The organism is Candidatus Saganbacteria bacterium (genome assembly GCA_016223245.1).
GTDB lineage: Bacteria > Margulisbacteria > WOR-1 > XYC2-FULL-46-14 > XYC2-FULL-37-10 > JACRPL01.
In genome coordinates this window covers 150,418-170,257 of sequence record JACRPL010000021.1, presented here as the reverse complement: position 1 = coordinate 170,257, position 19,840 = coordinate 150,418, and the positions used below count along the sequence as shown (strand labels likewise).

The 19,840-nt window shown below is 37.7% G+C and carries 17 protein-coding genes; all 17 read right to left on the bottom strand.

All coding sequences use genetic code 11. The annotated features are described in order from the left end of the window. Positions 1-8 precede the first annotated feature (8 nt). Complete coding sequence (locus HZC34_08050) at positions 9-992, bottom strand: DUF362 domain-containing protein (GenBank protein ID MBI5701773.1); 984 nt, start codon at positions 990-992, stop codon at positions 9-11. After that, the gene (locus tag HZC34_08045; GenBank protein ID MBI5701772.1) at positions 979-2,205 is read right to left on the bottom strand and encodes a glycosyltransferase family 4 protein; all 1,227 of its coding nucleotides are present in this window, start codon (positions 2,203-2,205) and stop codon (positions 979-981) included. The genes HZC34_08050 and HZC34_08045 overlap by 14 nt, the downstream gene beginning before the upstream one ends. A gap of 54 nt (positions 2,206-2,259) precedes the next feature. Further along, positions 2,260-3,642, bottom strand: a complete 1,383-nt coding sequence (locus tag HZC34_08040; protein ID MBI5701771.1) for a B12-binding domain-containing radical SAM protein — start codon at positions 3,640-3,642, stop codon at positions 2,260-2,262. 68 nt (positions 3,643-3,710) lie between these two features. Next, complete coding sequence (locus HZC34_08035; GenBank protein ID MBI5701770.1) at positions 3,711-4,424, bottom strand: glycosyltransferase family 4 protein; 714 nt, start codon at positions 4,422-4,424, stop codon at positions 3,711-3,713. A gap of 500 nt (positions 4,425-4,924) precedes the next feature. Beyond that, complete coding sequence (locus HZC34_08030; GenBank protein ID MBI5701769.1) at positions 4,925-6,853, bottom strand: glycosyltransferase family 39 protein; 1,929 nt, start codon at positions 6,851-6,853, stop codon at positions 4,925-4,927. Then, on the bottom strand, positions 6,817-8,256 hold the full coding sequence (locus HZC34_08025; protein ID MBI5701768.1) for a glycosyltransferase: 1,440 nt from the start codon (positions 8,254-8,256) through the stop codon (positions 6,817-6,819). The genes HZC34_08030 and HZC34_08025 overlap by 37 nt, the downstream gene beginning before the upstream one ends. Continuing rightward, positions 8,249-9,700, bottom strand: coding sequence for a radical SAM protein (locus HZC34_08020; protein MBI5701767.1), 1,452 nt, complete (start codon positions 9,698-9,700; stop codon positions 8,249-8,251). The genes HZC34_08025 and HZC34_08020 overlap by 8 nt, the downstream gene beginning before the upstream one ends. 120 nt (positions 9,701-9,820) lie before the next feature. Then, entirely contained in the window at positions 9,821-10,336 is a 516-nt protein-coding gene (locus HZC34_08015; GenBank protein ID MBI5701766.1) for a hypothetical protein, read from the bottom strand. Between the two features lie 759 nt (positions 10,337-11,095). Beyond that, a complete protein-coding gene (locus tag HZC34_08010; GenBank protein ID MBI5701765.1) occupies positions 11,096-12,088 on the bottom strand; it encodes a GDP-mannose 4,6-dehydratase in 993 nt (330 codons plus the stop codon). A gap of 13 nt (positions 12,089-12,101) precedes the next feature. Then, positions 12,102-12,827 carry an NTP transferase domain-containing protein gene (locus tag HZC34_08005; protein MBI5701764.1) on the bottom strand — a complete coding sequence of 242 codons (726 nt, stop codon included), beginning with the start codon at positions 12,825-12,827 and terminating at the stop codon, positions 12,102-12,104. Next, on the bottom strand, positions 12,824-14,011 hold the full coding sequence (locus HZC34_08000; GenBank protein ID MBI5701763.1) for a glycosyltransferase family 4 protein: 1,188 nt from the start codon (positions 14,009-14,011) through the stop codon (positions 12,824-12,826). Before HZC34_08000 ends, HZC34_08005 begins: the two co-directional genes overlap by 4 nt. Then, the gene (locus HZC34_07995; protein ID MBI5701762.1) at positions 13,996-14,811 is read right to left on the bottom strand and encodes a polysaccharide deacetylase family protein; all 816 of its coding nucleotides are present in this window, start codon (positions 14,809-14,811) and stop codon (positions 13,996-13,998) included. The genes HZC34_08000 and HZC34_07995 overlap by 16 nt, the downstream gene beginning before the upstream one ends. A gap of 209 nt (positions 14,812-15,020) precedes the next feature. Beyond that, positions 15,021-16,127 (bottom strand): DegT/DnrJ/EryC1/StrS family aminotransferase, encoded by a 1,107-nt coding sequence (locus tag HZC34_07990; protein ID MBI5701761.1) that lies wholly within the window; start codon positions 16,125-16,127, stop codon positions 15,021-15,023. Beyond that, the gene (locus HZC34_07985) at positions 16,124-17,257 is read right to left on the bottom strand and encodes a GNAT family N-acetyltransferase (protein MBI5701760.1); all 1,134 of its coding nucleotides are present in this window, start codon (positions 17,255-17,257) and stop codon (positions 16,124-16,126) included. Before HZC34_07985 ends, HZC34_07990 begins: the two co-directional genes overlap by 4 nt. Then, the gene (locus HZC34_07980) at positions 17,254-18,177 is read right to left on the bottom strand and encodes a glycosyltransferase (GenBank protein MBI5701759.1); all 924 of its coding nucleotides are present in this window, start codon (positions 18,175-18,177) and stop codon (positions 17,254-17,256) included. The genes HZC34_07985 and HZC34_07980 overlap by 4 nt, the downstream gene beginning before the upstream one ends. Position 18,178: 1 nt before the next feature. Next, entirely contained in the window at positions 18,179-19,042 is an 864-nt protein-coding gene (rfbD, locus tag HZC34_07975; protein MBI5701758.1) for a dTDP-4-dehydrorhamnose reductase, read from the bottom strand. Between the two features lies 1 nt (position 19,043). After that, positions 19,044-19,838 (bottom strand): 3-deoxy-manno-octulosonate cytidylyltransferase, encoded by a 795-nt coding sequence (gene kdsB, locus HZC34_07970; protein MBI5701757.1) that lies wholly within the window; start codon positions 19,836-19,838, stop codon positions 19,044-19,046. Positions 19,839-19,840 lie beyond the last annotated feature (2 nt).

Genomic DNA, 19,840 nt, shown 5'->3' with positions numbered 1-19,840 from the left:
TATCCTTTCTATTTGCTAATCGGTTTTTCTCGAAATGTATACATGATTTTATGCAATAAATCGGCCAAAGATGATTCATAAAAAAAATGATTTATCCATGGGTGAAGCCATGCAACTAATGCGACATAATTCCAGAAATCTCTTCTTAGATAGAATTTATCTGAAATGAATTTAGTATAATCTTGATTAAAACTTATGTCCTGTATTTTTGGCACAAGCCCATGCTTGAATACTTTCTTGTAATGTATGATCGATTTCAGATCAACTTCCATCATTTTGCTGACGGCCAGATCAGCCGCTTCGAAATTATTCGACACCAAAATAAAGCCCCAATTAAAAACATCCCCAACCATCGGACCGCTTCTGGTCAAGCCATATGTACCATCGATTATAGAAAACTTACTTTTTGGTATTTGGTTTATCGCGAAAATAGCTTCATTGAATATGGGATGATATCGGAGCCTCATAGTGTTTGGCACGCACCCCCATTGGTTCTTGTAGGAAAGACTAATACCGGTCATGGCATGGACTTTCGGAACTGGAAAAGTAATAAAATGGTCGCAATCCTCAAGAACGGCGGGATATTCTACTTTAAATTCCTTAAAATATTTATTTACCGTTATTGTTCTCCATGTGCTTTTATCAGAAGAAAAACAAACAACCTTGATCCCATATTTCTTCTCTAAGTCATAAAGCCCAAAATCATGATAAGCATCTTTAACTTCATAAGAATTATACCCGCCATCGGATTCGCCAACGACAACTTTTGCCCCAAGATCGCAAAAAAGCTTGATAGAAGCTTCCAACACTTGAGGGGTCGTTGTGACTCCTGCCTTAAATTTTGGATATGTAAGGTTTGGCTTCAGCAAGACGGTCATTCCAGGCTTAATTGCTTGATCCAATCCTACCCATTTAAAGCCCTCGGAAAGTCTGGATAAAGGATCATTATTAATCCAGTCAATAAATAATTTCGGTTCTTTATTTGATGCCATCTTTTATCACCTCAGCAAAAAGCTTTTCATATTTTCTGGCGCAGACATCAAGCGAATAATTCACAACAACCCAAGCCCTTCCACTCGCCCCATATTCTCGGCAAAGTTTGCGGTCATTAAATAATTTCAATACAGCCCTATAGAACGCTTCTGTATCGCCCGCACTAACAACGATCCCACTGCCCGCCTTTTCAATAAATTCCGGGGCATCTCCAAACAAAGGCAAACTTGCTAAGATCGCCCGACCGGCTGACATAATACTGAGCATTTTCGATGGGACAACCGGTGTTGCAACTGCAGAATTAAGAGTAATTAATCCCACGTCCGAAGCTGCTAATAGTTTAACATATTTTTCTCTCGGTTGGATAGGCATAATCAGCACGTTCTTGAGCCCCATAGCTTTTGTTTTTGTGATCGTGTCTTCATAGCGAGGGCCATTGCCGACCAGCAAAAAGATAAGCCCTTTCTCCTCTTCAAGCTTTTTGGCCGAATTCAAAATAATGTCCATATCCTGCGAATCGGCAATACAGCCAGCAAAGGTCAGCGCAAATTTCTCGCCCAGGCCAAATTCTCGCCTGAATTCATTGAGCCTGTCACCTGGCCGGATATAATCGGTATCGACCCAATTGTAAACAACTTGAATTTTATCGAGGTTCCCAGCCGTCTTGCCGACGATCTCCCTGTTCATTTCTGACATAACCGTGATATGGTCAACACGCTTATAGAGAAGACGTTCGATCACGCGTGAAAGAGCGATTAAAAACCTATTTTTTAACAATCCTAAATCAATTAAACTTTGGGGAAAAAGATCCTGAACATTAAGGACTATTTTGTTTCGATAAAAAAAACGCACAACAAGCGCCGCGTAAGCAGAAATTATTGGCGGTGAATAGACCAAAATCACTTCCGATTTTCCACTTATTAGGCAGGCAACAATCAATAGAAAAAAATTTAGCACATGCTCAATCTCCCGCAGTAGTGGAATCCTACGAGAAAGCTCCGGAACTTTTACTCTTACAACATGCGCTTCTGGACATTTTTCTCTAATTATCAACCGCCAACCAAATATTGGTCTCTGCTCTTTGGGAAGGCGCCTGGGAAAACGAGAAACAACTGAAACCGAATGACCGGAAGATGTTAACGCCTGCGCTAGTTCAAAAAGCTGATTAGCCCCGGCGCTAACTTCTGGAGGATAACTATTCGTCAAGATCATTATTTTCATATTATATGCTTTCCTTTTTTAGCATCTTTATTCATTCGATTCTCATCATTTCCTAAGAACATTCCTCGCATAATCATATAGCCCAAAATATTTGATCAACGATCTTATCCTGCTGAATATAGGAGATGATCTGAGCGTTAAAGAAAATACTCTTGCTAGCAATTTATATATTGGCAAATACCCATTGTAAACATAATAATCAAACCATATATAAGATTTTTGTATTTGTTTTCTTGAAAATCCTGGAAGGTCCAAAACAGCACGGTCCCTCTCCATTTCAGTATCAATTTGTTTTCCCAACAGCTTGTTTTGTCCGCATAGATTATACAAATCGGTCCCTGGATATGGATAAAATATCGAATTGGAATTCCAATCCGGCAAGCATTCGCGATTAATTTTAATTGTTTCATAATAATCCTCAATTGTTTCCCCCGGAATCCCCATCATGTTATAAAAACAAATTTTTAACCCGTACCTTCTCGCTAGTTTTACTGCATCAATAACATCTTTATTTGAATAGTTCCGCTTAAGAATGTCCCTGCGAATTCTTTCACTGCCTGATTCTAACCCAATATTTATAAATTTTACATTGCTTTTTTCCATAGCGGCAAAAAGCTTTTCTAGTTCCATATTTAGGGAAAGCCTTATATTTACCCCAAATGACAGCAAGCGGCCAGAGCCAGGATTAAATGCCGAAATCGCCGAGAATAAATCCAACGCCCATTGATTGTTAATGGTTATTGTTTCGACCTCTAAATATATTTCTTTAGTTTCGGGAAATTTCCCCAAAATATCCCTAATCTCATCAATAATATTTTCGGGAGATCTATGTCTGACATATTTCCCTGGAGCCAACTTTTTGAATGCATGATTGCAGCAGTAAGTGCATTGAAAAGGGCATCCTCGCCCCAGCAATATAGAATGCCTTGTTCCTAGAGTATCTGCTATCCATTCTTGCCACATTTCTCTGTCAGGAAAAGGCAATTCGTTCAAATTTTGCATAAATTGACGAGTAAGATTTTTTTGAACACCAAAATTACTTTTTATCCATAAATTAGGTATATTCGAAGGACGCAGCCCCTGTTCTAATTGTGCTATCAATTCAAGCGTTGGAAATTCCCCCTCCCCAACACACAAAGCATCAAAATTATCATTAATAACACTTTCAGGATTTAGAGAGGCGTGCGGCCCTCCAATTATCAAAAATATATGTTCATACTTATTCTTAATATATTTTGCTATGCCCGCCACAAAATCATATTCCGTTGTTATCGAAGTAAAACAAATAACGCTTGGCTTGAACGCTTCAAGGCAATTATCTATAATAATCTTATTTTTTTCACCAGAGATTCTGCTTAAAACAAGAAGTTTAGTTGAATGGCCGTATTTTTTTAATAGCGAAGAGATATACGAAATACCTAGCTGCATTTGTTCTTGTATCCGCAAAGGTGTTTTTGAAGACTGAAAATCATTTATTGAATAAACAAATAAAACATTCATGTGTTGCGAGGCTCTTTTTCCAGTTCTTTAAAATATCCAAGTAATAAGGCGGTTGTCTTTGCCCATGTAAATAAGGCAGCTCGTTCCTTTCCTTTAATAGCCAAAGTAGCGGCCAGGCCTGGGTCCTCAATTAATCGGGTCAGTTTCTCGGCCAAATCAACAGGGCTGTCTGGCCTGAATAATAAACCAGCGCCGTCAAGCACTTCAGGCAGACAAGTAGCGTTTGCAGCAATAACCGGCAATCCTGAGGACATTGCCTCAAACACCGGGAAAGAAAAACTTTCGATCAGCGATGGCATAACAAAAATTAAAGAGGAAGCATATAAATGTGCCAACTCTTTTCCGTCCACTTCCGTATTAAAAACGACATTTTCATCAAGGTATAGTTTTTTGCGTAAGCACAATAAAGCGTTCAGTTCCGCTTCGCTCTCAATCCCAACCGTTTTTCCAACAATAATCAGGCGAAATTCCTGCCTGATTTCCTCTTTTAGCAGAGAAAAAGCCCGAACCAACGTTTTGATATTTTTATGCGAATATATATTTGAAACCAATAAAATGATTTTTTCTTTGTTAACCAATGGCAGGGAAAAAGGTTTAACCCCCAAATAGCATTGTCTGCATTTGCTTCTGCTCACCCCTGTTTCCAAGACCAAATCAAGTGAATCTTTTGATGAGAGGATAATTCGATCAGCTTTTAGGGCTGAAATCATCGTAAAAATATCAAGCAACCTATCGCGCAGATTTTTATTTATGTACTTCTTAATAAAAGGAAAAATATTTTGGATCCAAACGATCTTCTTGCACAATACAAATAGCGGCATTATATTGGCTGGACAAAACAATAAATCTATTCTTTCCTTGACGAGATAAAAAGGCAAAAAACAATGTTCGCTGACTATTCGCAATAAAGGGCCATCCGTATTTAATTTAATTATTTTGATATTGTCGGACAGCTTAATGTCATTAAATATTTCATCAAAATGCGAACGAGAAATAAAAAGACAAAATTTATGCTCGCTTCCCTGAAGAGCCAACTCGGGTATAAGATATCTTAAGTAAGTCACGCCTCCGCCTATTTTAGCAGACAAGGCATTAATTGCTATTTTCATCGGCCACTCCCCAGACCGTATATAATGACATTCATAACTTCAGCCTTGCGTTTAATGCCTCTGGCAGATAAGCCATTAATTGTTCTTTTTTTTTATAGCCCTTATTCCCCATAGATTATTATATTCCTGCCAAAATGGCTTTTGCCGACAATTTCACGGTATTTAAATTTATATCTATATTTTTCTTCAACTAAGGGATCATCGCTGAAAATAATAACTGCCGAAGGTTTAAAGTCCATTTTTATTGAATTTGATAAGTTATCAACCTCCAAATGCTCAAGCCTAAACTTGATGCCGCTATTTTCTAATAATGCCCAGAGCGGATATTCATTATTAATGCCAATAACACCAATATTTATGTATTTTCGGTTTTTTATCGTTTTAACAATGTTTTTATAACTTTCATATTCTGCTTGTCGCCCTCCGCCAAAATAAAAGAATTGCCTCGGGACATTCAGAATTGAAAATTCTGACCTATGGGCAAGAGGCGGCGGGATTATTGGCCTAGTAATATTCATTATTAATGGCGGCAGAGCCAAAATCATCATTACAATAATCATCACAACAAGAATTCCTTTTGAAAATATTTTTTCAAGTATAATGCCCAGTAATGGGGAAGACAATACAATAAAAGACAAAGTAAAACGAAAAAAGGCGCTCTGGTATCTTAGCAATGCGAAAAGCAGCAGACAACCAACAAAAAGTGAAACGCAATAAAATAATAAACTTGTATTCTGTCGCAAACTCCTACTACAAAAGAACGCTATTCCGCTTAAAACAATCAACAATAGATGCACGGGTGAAGGGACAATATCTTCATGGGGAGCATACCGGTAAACCTCAAATGGCTCACGAACCGATCGTTTATCAAAATACTTTACACCAATTATGCCATTGAAATGCGCCACTCCATCTTCGATTGCATTATTTATTTTAAACGATGGGGTAGCAAGATTTGCAGCAAAATAACTTATACAATTAGACAAAATATTTCGAGGCAAAATGGTTTCATTCTTTGTGCTATAATTTGGCCCCTCAATCGAAGAAAACACATTGAAATTCCTATAATAATGCCCGCTGTTGATCGCAAGAATGATCAGCAACATAAATAATAAATATTTCCAGGAATTTAACTTTACTTTTTTAAGATAAATATATATCAGCCAAACCAAAAAAGGAAAAGCATAGAAAAATGCGATCGATTTCGTCAGGATCGCCAAACCCAGAGCCATCGCTGCCCCAGCAATATTAAATGCGCCCCACCCTGTATCCGATTTAATAACAAAATAAACCAATCCAAGCAGCCAGAAAGCTACAACATAATCATTTTGAGTGCTTGTCGCCTGTAGAATTCCCATTGGAATAGTACTACCAATAAAACCGGATAATATTTGTTGCTTTCTGTTGCCTCCGAGCAGTTGTGCAATCAGAGTTATCACAATAACACTTCCAAACATGCTGATCCACTGGACTAAGTTTGCGAATCGATCATTTCCCGATAATATTTGAAAATTTAGAATAATAAATTCTGCCAACGGCGGGAGAGATAATTGGGGTACAATCCCTGTCGGATAATGAGCAATGCTTTGATTCTGCTCCCAATGTACAACTCTAGACATATGATAAGTCATGGAGTCGTAATTATTTGGTGGCGCAACCAAGGCGATTATAAAAGTGATAGCCATAATCGTTATTATGCAGCTCAACAGAACTTTTTCCAATGAGCTGAATGAACGCGGAAAAACAATATTTATACGCAAGTTTGTCCTATAATATTTAATTAATATTACTATTACCAAAAAAGAAAGAAAAAGCCAACTCAAAGCTAAAGGAACGGGCTTAATCCATTTAAATAAACTTAAAACTTCAGTAATTATTACAACAAATAAACCAAAAATAATTGAAGCCCATATAAAAGATTCTCGCATGGACAGCTTTTGGTTGAATAATCCCCATAAGCCAAGAAAAGCAAGCATCGGAAAAAGGATCAAGATCATGTTTCTGTTGATCCTGCCTTCTTTCCAACACATATCAATGAAAGTCCATTCCATGGAAGGAGAGGATTAATTATCCGGAACAACCAAGTCAAGCTATTCAATATTTTAAGCTGTACGCGCGAGAAATGCTTGCGGCGCATAAGCTTGCCGTTTAAAACCCAGCTTAGTACGCCTATTTTGTTAAAATCAGTGATCATTTGTTCAACTTCAAATCCAGAGGCAATCATGCTCTGGCGCAATTGTTCTGTTGAATATCGCTTGACATGCCCAACCACCGCATCAAGAGATGAATATAATGATTGATTCTGAGGCACCAAAATTATAGCCCTGCCATCTCCATTCAAAGCCGTGCAAATGTTTTTTAATGCTGCAACATCGTCAGAAATATGCTCTAGAACATTCAAGCAAATGACTGTGTCAAACTGTTCTTTACACCAATCAAAATCTTGCTGTAACGTCAAATCCACTTTCTTGACTTCAAGATACGGTTTGTTTTTGCAATTATTTCGCATATATTTCAGATAATTCTCATTAAGATCGCTTACCACATATTTTTTTTTAGGGATAAAATATCCGGTCATATTGCCAATACCAGCTCCAATTTCCAGAACTCTTTTTCCGACAAATGGCTTAATAGTATCCGCCATCCATTGTGAAAATTTTGGCGCGTGCGTCAAACTTGTCAAAATATGCGACCCATATTCATCATCTTTATAAATATCATCGATCAATAAATATTTCAATAAAGTTATAAAGGCCATGACTCCGTCCTTCCATCCAATTTTTTTCCCTTCTTGCCTGGTTCTTCCCGAATAACTTATTGGAACCTCAAATATATGGGCCCCTCTTTTTGCAAGTTTGATGGAAATTTCTGGTTCAAGATCAAATCCGTTCGAACGCAAAGGGATCGATTTAAGCAACCCAGTCCGAACCGCCTTATAACAAGTTTCCATGTCTGTATAATTCAGATCTGTTATCAAATTTGTTAAGAATGTAAGAAAGCGATTCATTAGCGCATGGCGATAATAGAGCACTCTGGCATAATCTCTAATAATAAACCGCGATCCAAAAACCGCATCTGCATTCTCTTTTATAAAGGGTACAACTAATTTATCAAAATCTTCCGGATTATATTCCAAGTCCGCATCCTGAATGATGCATACATCGTTTTTTGCGCTTTCTAAAGCTGTTCTAACGGCCGAACCCTTACCTTTATTTTTTCCATGCTCAACAAAAACTATCTGATGAGGATATCTTTCCTTATATTTATGCAATATTTCTTTTGTCCCATCAGTAGATCCATCATCAACCACGATAAGTTCGATTTCCGAAATATGGGAGCTACGAACAGCCAAAACTCTCTCGATGCATTTTTCGATTGTATATACTTCGTTATAAACAGGCATAATCACAGACAGCGACAAAGATCTATCCACGGGCCGTCCCTCCTTTCGGCTGAAATAGGGAAAAAACAGCTTTCAATCCACTTAAAAGTATTTTGATATCACTTAACGACCTAATCCGAAAAAGCTTTCGCAGAATAAAAGCCGGCCTAAAATAGAAACTTTGATACATCAATTTATAAAGAGCCTTTATTTGATCCGATGTCAAATTTTTCAGCCTCATCACTGGCTTTGCAAGATTATAATCATCCCAATCATAAGTCAATATTAAATTATTTTCTTTTGCCCATGCAAACATTTCCGTGCCAGGGAATGGCGTGGTAATGTTAACAATTAAAATATCGGGATTCAGCTTGTTCACAAATCTAATATTTTTTTTGATTATTTCCTCATCATCCCCAGGATTGCCCACCATAAAAGCGACTCTACATTCTATTCCTGCCTGTTTCGTCCATTTGCTCGCATTGACAACTTGATTAATATTAGTTTTTTTATTAATCTTTCTTAATACATTTTCATCGATACTCTCAACCCCATACATAATCTGGTGACAACCAGCTTGTTTCATTTTCTCCAACATTCCTAAATCGACAAAATCAACGCGAGCAAAACAAGTCCATGAAATATCTGTTTTATTTTCCACAATAAGATCGCACAATTCCATGACGTTTTTTCTGAATGCGGTAAATGTGTCATCATAAAAAAGTATTTGTTTAATGCCATAATTTTGAATTAAATAATTTATTTCTCGAAAAATCTTCTCGGCCGACTTAAATACAAGTCTATTCCCCAGGGTTTTACTGCAAAAAGAACATTTGCCCGGGCATCCCCTAGATGTCATCATGCTCATGGCTGGTAAACGTTTATATGATCCTTTGGCAGGTTTATATTTAGATATCGGGAGCAAATCATAGGCAGGCATTGGAAGAGAATTCAAATCGGTAATTCTTTGCCTAGATGGATTCTTTACTATTTCCTGCTTGCCATTTATTTTTTTCTTAAATATAATCCCATTAATCATTTCCAAATCCTTGCCTGCGACCAATTCATGTAAAGTGTTTTCGCCTTCTCCACAAACAACGATATCAACTAGATCATTTCTTATTACCTCATCAGCTACAAAGGTCGCATGCACTCCACCAAAGACAAAAATGGCATCTGGATAATATTTTTTGCAAATTTGTGCGACACCATAAGCTTTTTTTATATTGCAAGTCAAGGTTGTCAATCCAATGATTTTAATTGACACATATTTATCAACAAATTCCTTTTTAAACAAAGATCCGAAAGATTCAACAGAAGAGCATTCCACGTTACAGTCCAATATGCTTACGCTGTAGTTTTTATCTCTTATATAGCCAGCCATATCGGCCAATCCCAGCGGAGGAAAATTCGAATCTATTCCTTTCCAAATATTATCATTATCTTTATGATGGATTGGCGGTGAGATCAACAAGCAATCTAATTTTTCGCTCATGATATGTCGCCCCCACAAGCAACTAAGCGCAATAACCAAAAAGACTTTGCTATAAAAAGGGCCGTAGCCATGAAAAGCAAAACCGCGCTACGCACAAAATCAACCACAAAAAACATCCCCCTATACAATTGTTTGTCCTGAAATTTTTCCATTCGATTGATCGCGCACATTTTTTGCCACATCGTAGAAAACCTTATACATCAAGAAAAAGAGCGCCAGCGTGAAGATGTTTTGTATAAAATATCTTGCACACCAAGAAAACTGAGCTTTTACAAAACCAAACCCAAAAGCCCCAAAAAAGCTATAATAAATAAATCGATTAAAAATGTTTCCAGCTCGTAATTTTTCCATCTTTGCGCAAATTACTGCAAAGCCCGTAGAAACCAGGATAATTCCCCAGAAACCTGCTGCCTCAATCGCCTCGGCAAGGTAATAATAAGAGCCTTTTGGAGATATTTTATCTCGCCCCCCATGATCTTCTTCCCATTTTCCTAAAACATTATAGCTCGCCTTAGGAATACCCGCTCCAATAAAAACCATTTGAGGCACAAAAATCATTAATGGATCAATATAATAGCTGCCAAAATAATTATAATATTTTATCTTTCCATCCAGCCACATTTCAGTCAAAGCCAAACCCGAATACCCCGAGTACAAACTTTCTAGGATCAACGGATGCCACAAATAATAGGAGATCTTTTCTATAGAATAGAATCCCACCCTCACAACGCCAATCAACGAAAAAGCAGTAATCGCAACCAACAACAAAGCCACCCCTTTTTTAAGATCGATTACGCCCACGTCGAACAAATAAACAAATAGAATGGCGGTGATTATTGCCAAAAAGATTCGGCTGCCAAGAAAAAATGTCGCAACAATAAAAAGAAAATAAAGAAAATATATCTTTAGCCGTCTAGTCTCAATCATCATATAAAAAGCAAATAACCCGACAAAAATATTTCTCAGATTGGCGTGGATTGTATGCACCACTGCAACATATGAATATCTATATTTATAACCGATATATATTAAGAAAATATCCAGCAATAATAAAATGAAAAACAAAGCTGTCTTATATTTTTCATCTTTTGCAGAAACCTCTTTCTTTATTGTATCATTTGGCTTGAAAATAACTAAAAAGATGAAGGAAAATATAAGCATAAAGATAGCATTAAACAACAAAAAATAGCTTACAACGCGAACATCGTGATTCAAAGGTGTCCCCGTCGGAAAAGGTGCGGGTATAAAATTATTCACCGAAAGAAAAGGAAACAACAAATAGTAAAACCATTGCAACCCAAAAATGCCGTAAAGCGAAACAATAGGAATCTTCTTTTTTCTCATTACATAATAAAAAAATATAATTGATAACAATAAAACGACATTCTCCATGATTTATATCGTGTATTCATCTGGGCGATATAGATCCAAATGTTCTTCTATAAATTTGATGCTTTCTCTTAACCCTTGCTCAAGAGCATGCAAAGGCTCATACCCGAAAAGCTTATTCGCCTTCGTGAAATCGCAGAGAAGCTGTTTAACTTCACTTTTATCCGGACGAATACGGGTTTCATCACTTATGATCCTCGCCGAACTTCCTGTAAGATTGAGTATTTTTTGGGCCAAATCCCCAATCGTCACTCCCCGGCCCGAGCCGATATTGATAACTTGTCCAACGGTCGCATCTGATTCAGCGATCTTGATATATCCCGCAACAGAATCTTTTACATAATTCATATCCCGTATAGGTGAAAGTGCGCCAAGTTTAATCTCCTTTTTGCCGGCCAATGCTTGGCAAATTACCGTCGGGATAATTGCGCGAGCTGATTGCCTGGGACCGTAAGTGTTAAAAGGTCGAATTGTGGCTACTGGAAGATTGAAGGAACAATAATAGCTTTCAGCCAATTTATCCGCGCCAATCTTGGTTGCCGAATAAGGCGATTGCGCCTGGATGGGATGCTTTTCATCGATTGGAGTATACTGAGCGGTGCCGTAAGTTTCGCTCGTTGAAGTATGTACAATCTTTTGTACGCCAAATTCTCGGCATGCCTGCAATACATGCAGAGTTCCAAGAACATTGGTCATTACATAAGCCTCCGGCGCCAAATAGGAATATGGGATCGCAATCAATGCCGCCAAGTGAAAAACAACATCCTGCCCTTTTATGGCATCTTTAACAGCGCCTGAATCCACGATATCACCATTAAAAGTTTTAACTTGCCCAAGAATATCTTTTGGCAAATATTCGAGATTCCCGATCTTATTTTGCGAATTATACAATACAAATGCGGTCACATCCGCACCCAATTTAACCAATTCTTCAACTAAATGGCTTCCTACAAAACCATCTCCACCAGTAACAATAACTTTTTTATCTTTTAATTCCATCTAATATTCCTCTCTAAAGCTTTGATATCCAATCACCTTTTTTTACTAAACTTGCCTCTTCGAGCTGTTTTATCTGCTCAATTGCCAACCAGTGTTCTTTGATCAAATATCCATTTACCAGCAAACCTTTCTTTCGAGCATTGCATATCAATTCAGGCATAGTGTATCGATTAAAAGGAACAAGATCGATCGCACTATGCTTGACAAGATATATTCCGGCGCTGACATTATATGAAAATTTTGGTTTTTCCGAAATGCCAATTATACGATCATGGGGATCAAGCTCAAGAACCCCCAGGCTCAATTGGTATTCATAGTTAATCATAGCTACCGTAATAGCTGCGCCATCTTTTATGTGCTTTTTTGAAAATCTGCCGAAATCAAGATCAGTTAATATGTCGCCATTGATAACCATTACTGATTCGTCATCCGCAAGCCTAATATCTTTTTTTCTCAAAAACGAAAGAGGCCCGGCAGTCCCCAAGGAAGAGTCCTCTTCAAAACAAGTTATTTTGATCCCTTTGCATTCTTTACTCGCCAAGTAATGCCTTATCAATTCCGCCTGATAATTGAGAGAAACAAATATTTCAGTAAAACCAAATTTAACCAATCTAGTAATAATATAGTCAATTATTGGCCTTTCCCTAACCGGGATAAGGGGCTTGGGAATTGCAAAAGTTAAAGGCCTTAACCTTGTCCCCAATCCTCCCGCCAAAACAAACGCTTTTTTACTTTTCATTTTTTATTACCTGCCAATTCATATGATTTCTCTTCAAGAGCAATAAATAATCGCTCCTGATCAGCTCTTGCTTTAATAATATCGACATTCCTTTCCCCAAAAACCTTTTTAGTTTCACCACTTTCAATAATTTTTATGATAGAATTAGCCGCGGCAAATGCATTATCCGGATCACTAATAAAGCCGTTCTTCCCATCTTCAATCCACTCTTTCATATTCTTGAGATCGGAAACAACCGGCACGCAACCACAAGCCATAGCTTCGAGCATAGAAACAGCTCCGGAATCGGTATAAGAAAGGGAAACATAGACATCGGCTGCGCGGTAGAACTTTGCCATATCTTTGTAATCTACCTTCTCTACCCATACAATTTTATCATAAATACCAAGGTTTTGGGCTAATCTAACAAATTTTTCCTTTTCAAGCGCGGAATAGTATTTCATTACCAAGCGTGTTTCCGGCCTCCTCTTAACCACAACTGAAAAGGCCTTAATCAGGCCTGTAATGTTATAGTAAGCATCGTACAACCCACGTGTGCTTAGAACCATAGGATGACCAGCAATCCCCAATCTATCCTTTAAATCGCCTGGATCAACATGGGGGTTAAAAGTTCTAAGATCAATACCAATATGCATAAATTTTGATTTATTCGGAGCCATGCCAAGCTGAACAGCTGCTTCATTCGCCTCCTCGGACGTGTGTGTTAGAAAATCTACCCTTTTCAGGGCAAATTTTGTCCAGATACGATGGAACAGGGATTTCTTTGGGAAAAAAAGCAATTCCGGCCCTCCGGTAAAAACCATAAACGGATGAAATCCGGTAAATGCCCCGATATATCCAGCAAAACCAATATAAAACCCCTGTAAAATGTCTGGCTTGATCTGCTTAAGCAATAGTCTAGTCTTTATAATATAAAATGGATATTTAATATAACTCAAATAATTAAACTTCACCCATCTAATTAAATTAACGAAGAAATTGCTTCCTTGAGATGAATTTGAAGCCATATCTGTTGACAATGAAATCTTGTTTTGTAAAGAATGGACTATAACCCCTTCAATTTCCTCATAAATATTAGATATCAAATGTACTTCATGCCCCCTGCCAGCAAACCATTGAACCCAGCTTTTCACATGCTGGCTATTTGCCCAACCAATAAAAGCAATTTTCAATTTCTTTTCCATATATTATTAATTTTTCTATAAATAGAAGCGAAGTCTTCATAAATACCTGCAACTTTAATTTTGAACATTTGAAAATCATCATTTTTATGTATTGAAATTCTACTTAAACAAAATTGATCATCCGCGCTACCCGAGACAAGCAAAGCACATAAATATCCGGCATCTTTTAAAACTTTAAGAGAATTAAAATTGAAATGCTTATCTCCTCCATAGGGAAATGCAAACGACTCAACTTTGATACCAAGCCGCGATTCTATAGTTTTTTTACACTCTACCAATTCATATTCATATTTTTCTTCAGGTAATGATGCCACCGACAAATGAGACATCGTGTGAGCTCCGATCTCGAATCCTTTATTGCTTAATTGTTGCAACTGCCCCCATGTCATTAATCTGGGAAAAGCTTTTTCTTTCATCTGGCTAGAGAACCGGCACTGCAACTCTTCGGCAATGCGCGCACTTATAGCGGCTGGCAGTTCTTTAAGTGTTTCTTCCATAGCAATCTTGATCTTTGCCAGACTCTTTTCACGCCGGAAACCAATATCAAATTTTTCAAAAACTTCTGTAAATTGTCCTGCAGTCGTTTCATTGAACAAGTTATCAATAATATCCCACCATGCCGGTTTATATTCTCCGGCTTCCGTCTGATCAATAAGCTTTGGATTGACATAAACTGAAGCCGTCATCCCATATTTAAGTAATAATGGAGAAGCGATCTCAAGAACATTTTCATAACCATCGTCAAATGTAATCGTTAAGTCATTCCCTATTGCATTGCCGCCCGAAATTGCATTGATCAATGGGACAATATTATAGTGGTTTTTCAAATACGCCAATTGTTTTTCGAATACAATAGATCTTATAACCTGCGACGACCTCAATTCATCTGTAGAATCGGAAATTCCATGGTACAGGATTATCCTCAAACGCTTCTTTTTCAGTTTGAGATAAAACCAGATCGCAATATCTTTGGAAAGAAAAAAAGAAAGAATTTTTTTGGATATCTGCCTCATTTAAGTGCCTCAATAAAGATTCTCGAAATTTCGCGTGGTGCATTTTTACTAAGACGCTGATGAACCGGAAGAAGAATTATGCGTCCCATAAGTTGATAAGCGGATTCTTTTTCACTACCTGACAGATCATTTGGCAAAGTAGGCCAATCGCTTGCAATAATACCATTTGAAATCAGGGCCTTTAGTACGGTCAACTGTTTCTTGCCTTCAACAAATACCGGCAAAACATACGGAGACCAACCATCCTTAGCAATTGGAAAAGGAATAACTATCCCACGCATGTTTTTCAATTTATTTGCAAGGTCGTTATAATTTTCCCGCCGCTTGTAGCGGATATTTTTTAGATCCTGCCGCGATAAAATCACTCTTGAGAGATCTGACATTCCTTCTTTCGGCTTAAAACCGGCTCGTTCTGTATTATTATCAGCCCGAGGACAAAGCATTTCAATTGAAAGCTTTTGAGCAACCTCTATATTATTGATCCGTAGTCGACCCCTCAACAAATTCAAGATTGAGCGCATTACAAGCTTAAGCATATTGCCATTCCCCAGATTTCGAGTACTTCTTATTTGATTAATTTTTGGCTGAAATATAATGTTATTAACAACCAGCGCTCCGCCGTCATGTACCGGAATGAATTTTCTGATACTGAAAAAACTAATGTCTGCAATTGTGCCTGTTTTTTCCCCGCAAAAACTATGGGCGCAATCTTCGATCAAATAGATCCCTTTATTGATGCACAAATCCTTTAATCCATCCAAATCGACCTGGATGCCGAAATAATGCACGATCATAACAGCTAGAGTGTTCGCATTTATCTTCGATTCAATTTCTTCTAAAGAGAAGCCAAATTTATCATCAATTGAATAATAATTGATCTTGAAGCCTGCGTCTCGTAATGGCCAAAGAGCTTCTTCGCATATGAAAGAAGGAACGAGTAATTCTCTAGTTTTGTCATTACTTGAAGCTAACAACTTAACGCCATTAAGCAAGGCCGCTCGCCCGCTTGAATAATAAATAATCGTATTTGACCATGGAAACGGGCTAATGCTGCGTCTTATTCCTAAAATATCCCTGGGCATCAAATATGGAATAATATTCATTTTCCACTCAATCGAAGCAGTGTATGCTTTATTTTTCTTAGAAACGGGAATTTCTGAAGCCTTGGCAAAGCTATTGATACTGTAGAATTTCTAAAATAAATGAACAACGAGAGGAGTTTTCTGGGGTAGATAGTAATACGATAAAGGGGGCGCTCATCTTTTGCCCAAGAATATTTATATTTCTCTTGGCCACGCAACATATCAAACACCTTAATCTTTCCTTCCTGATAAAAAGATTCAATCAAATATTTAATCAAAACATTTCCCGGAGAGCACTTCCAATAATCCGGGTTAAAAGTGGGAGTGTAGTAATAATATCGCCCTTCGTATATATAGCCAAAAGCCATTGCTACATATTCTCCATCTATCATAATACAAGAAAGCTCGACCCAACCTTTTGGGGCAAGCATACGGGCAGTATTTAGATAATGTTTATTTTGCAAATCACTGTCAAACTGGCTCCCTTGACCGGCCTCCTTCCAACGCCTTTTGTGGTTGCTAGCGAAATAAGCGAAGGCAGCTTCGATTTCTTTAAACTTAGAAAGCCGGTGAAACGAAAGTTTTCCCATTTCATTTAATAGCCGGGAACAACGCTTTAGGTCATTTCGGCGCTTTGGCGGCAATGTTTTTTCGAGTGATTCCCAATTTCCTCCATTTTTATACAAATCAAGAACAATTGAAAAACAATCAAGTTTAATTTCATATTGAATTGTTTTTAATTTTTTCAAATTTTTTTCCCAAAGACCAAAGAATGGTGAGTCTTGCGGGATATAAACAAATTCCGCCCAATCCCACTCATTCCCAAAACGTTTCAATGTTTCAAAAATGAGCTCAAAACATTTTTCTTTTTCGTCGGCAATTATTATGTCAAGATAATCTGACACATCATGGCCAATGAATTGGAGTTTTCTTTCCTTTGTTATCATAAATGGAGCAATTGCAATAATATTCTTATCGTTTCTAATAATAATAATAAACAATTTGTGCCCAGCCCCATAATCTTCCCACCATGCCAAAAGCCATTCAAAAGTCAGGAAAATCGTGTTATTTTGGCATTGCTGAAGCAATTCATCCCAAATACTGCCAAGTTCGATAAAATCATCATAAAACCTAATAATTTCGCTTTTCATAATAATTTGACGGGGAAAAATAATCTGGATAGGCTTTTTGGTATCAACTTTAATAATACAAATACAATTAAAGGGTTGGCTAGGAGGGCTTTATTGCCATAATGAAAGACGAGATCCCATTTATTGCAAATCCTACAATTAATAGCGGCCGCCATATAAAGTTTTGCCATCCTTAAGCGATACCTAAAATTATCAAATGATCTTTTATTCTCATAGTTATACCAATGTTTTTGCAAAACATTAGCCTCATGATCGGACATAACATTCGGGCTGTTAGTTGAACAATTATCATTATGGAGAACATATTCGCCAAGAATTTTTTCGATCATATAAAAATTGCAGCCACTCGCAGCCATTCGAAGCCATAGGTCATAATCTTCGACAAAATGTTCCCTCTCTCTATCTTCGGTGAAATAACCAATTCTCTTTATTACGTCTTTTTTAAAACAACTGGCAGAAGTTGAGAGACAGTTCCTATCAAAAAGCAATTGGCGGAAAAAATCCCTGCCGATCGGCCCATAAGAGGATATGCCAACAACCATATCGTTCTTTTTAATTGCTTCATTGTGGCCAACGTAATCAATCGAAGGATTGTCATTAAAAATCTTGTTAACCTCATAGAGTTTGTCTGAATACCAAATATCATCCTGATCAATTAATGCCAAAACATCCCCTTTGGCCATTCGTATAGCGCTGTTTCTTGCTCCACCAAGGCCTTTATTTTCTTGCCGAATATACTTAATTTCCAGCTGTAAATGATCTTCCATATAAGATTTAACTATTTCACCGGAATGATCCATTGACCCGTCATCGCAGATAATGATCTCATAATCTTGATAAGTTTGGCCCTTCACGCAATCAAGCGTCTTTTCAATATGCTTTTCACCATTATATAAAGGGATAATTACAGAAAAAAACATCTTATAATCGAAAGTTCCTCGACTCCCGCCATTCGGAAACGTAGTTAGCGAGGGCTTGCTTCCAATCCCGCATTGGATTGATGCCCATTAAATCTAGTTTAAAATTGCTCATAGCTTCTGATGCTGAACGAGGCGCAGGCAAAGGAAAACGATCAGAACTTACCGGCTTAACCATTACATCCACGCCTAAGATCTTTACGATTTCAACTGCAATTTCATATCTGCTGCAAACGCCCGTATTGACAAGGTGATATAACCCATAATTCCCTGTTTGAATTATTTTTTTTATACCGGAGACAAAATCATTGGCAAAAGTTGGGTTGCCAAATTTATCATCAACAGCTTCAATCTCTTTGCAGGTCTTGCATAATTCTATTATCTTTCCAACAAATTTCTTATCCTTCGCCTCTCCGCCGCCGATCATCCATCCCGCACGAAAAATATAATATTCCCTCAACAAGTCTTTAACAACAAGCTCACCCGCGTATTTTGCTTTGCTGTATATATTTAGCGGGGCTGGTTGATCGTATTCAGTATGAACTTGTCTAGCAAGTCCATCGAACACGCCACCCGTGCTTATATAAACCAAAACAGCCTTATACTTTTGGCAAGCAAGTGCGACATTCTGTGTGCCAATCGCATTTACACGAAAAGCATGGTCGATTTCCTTTTCACATTTATCAACATCAGTTTCCGCGGCCAAATGCAAAACAATATCCGGCTTATATTCTCCGATTAGACCAAATACCTTGACACGATTTGTTACATCCATTTCGGGGAGATCGGTCAAAATAAAATCCTCTCCTTTGAAAACTTGCGGCACATAAGACCCGACCATCCCATTTGCGCCAGTAACTAGCATCATTCTATTTGCTCCCTATTTTATATTTTTTAAACAAACCATCTTTTGCAATAATCTTTTCAGCTTTAAGCAGGTCTTCCTTGGTATCCACGCTATAAGTTTGATGCTCCGACAAAACCATTTTAACCTTATGCCCATGCTCGAGAACTCTAAGCATATCAACTGACTCCGCAATCTCAAGAGGCATAGGTTGTAGGCGATTGAATAAAAGCAAGAAATCCCGCCGAAAAGGGATCACGCAAACTTGTTTTAACATAGGGATATCTTTTGCTCCTTTTTTCCGGGAAGGAATCGGTTCCCTGGAAAAATAAAGCGCAAAATTATTTTGATCAACAACAACTTTAACTTCGTTTGGATCTTCATGTTCTTCTTTATCTTTTAGATGCGACATTAGATTGACCACATCCAGTGATTCGTTCTTGATCATTGGTTGAACTGATTCCTCTAACATCTCCGGGTTGATCAACGGTTCATCGCCTTGGATCATTACAACAATGTCAACTGTTTTCCCTTCTTCTTCTTCGATCTCCAATAAAGCCTCTGCAGTTCGATCAGAAGCTCGCTCATGTGATTTCGAGGTCATGACCGCTCTCCCGCCAAGCATTTTTATATAATCTGCAATCTCATTGTCACAAGTCGCGACATAAACTTCATTTAAGATTTTGCTCATTTTACATCGCATATACACATGACCAATCATTGGCATTCCATTAATCAAAGCAAGAGGCTTTCCCGGAAAACGGGAAGAAGCCATCCGTGCAGGGATTATGCCGATTATTTCCCATTTCTTTTTTTTCATTA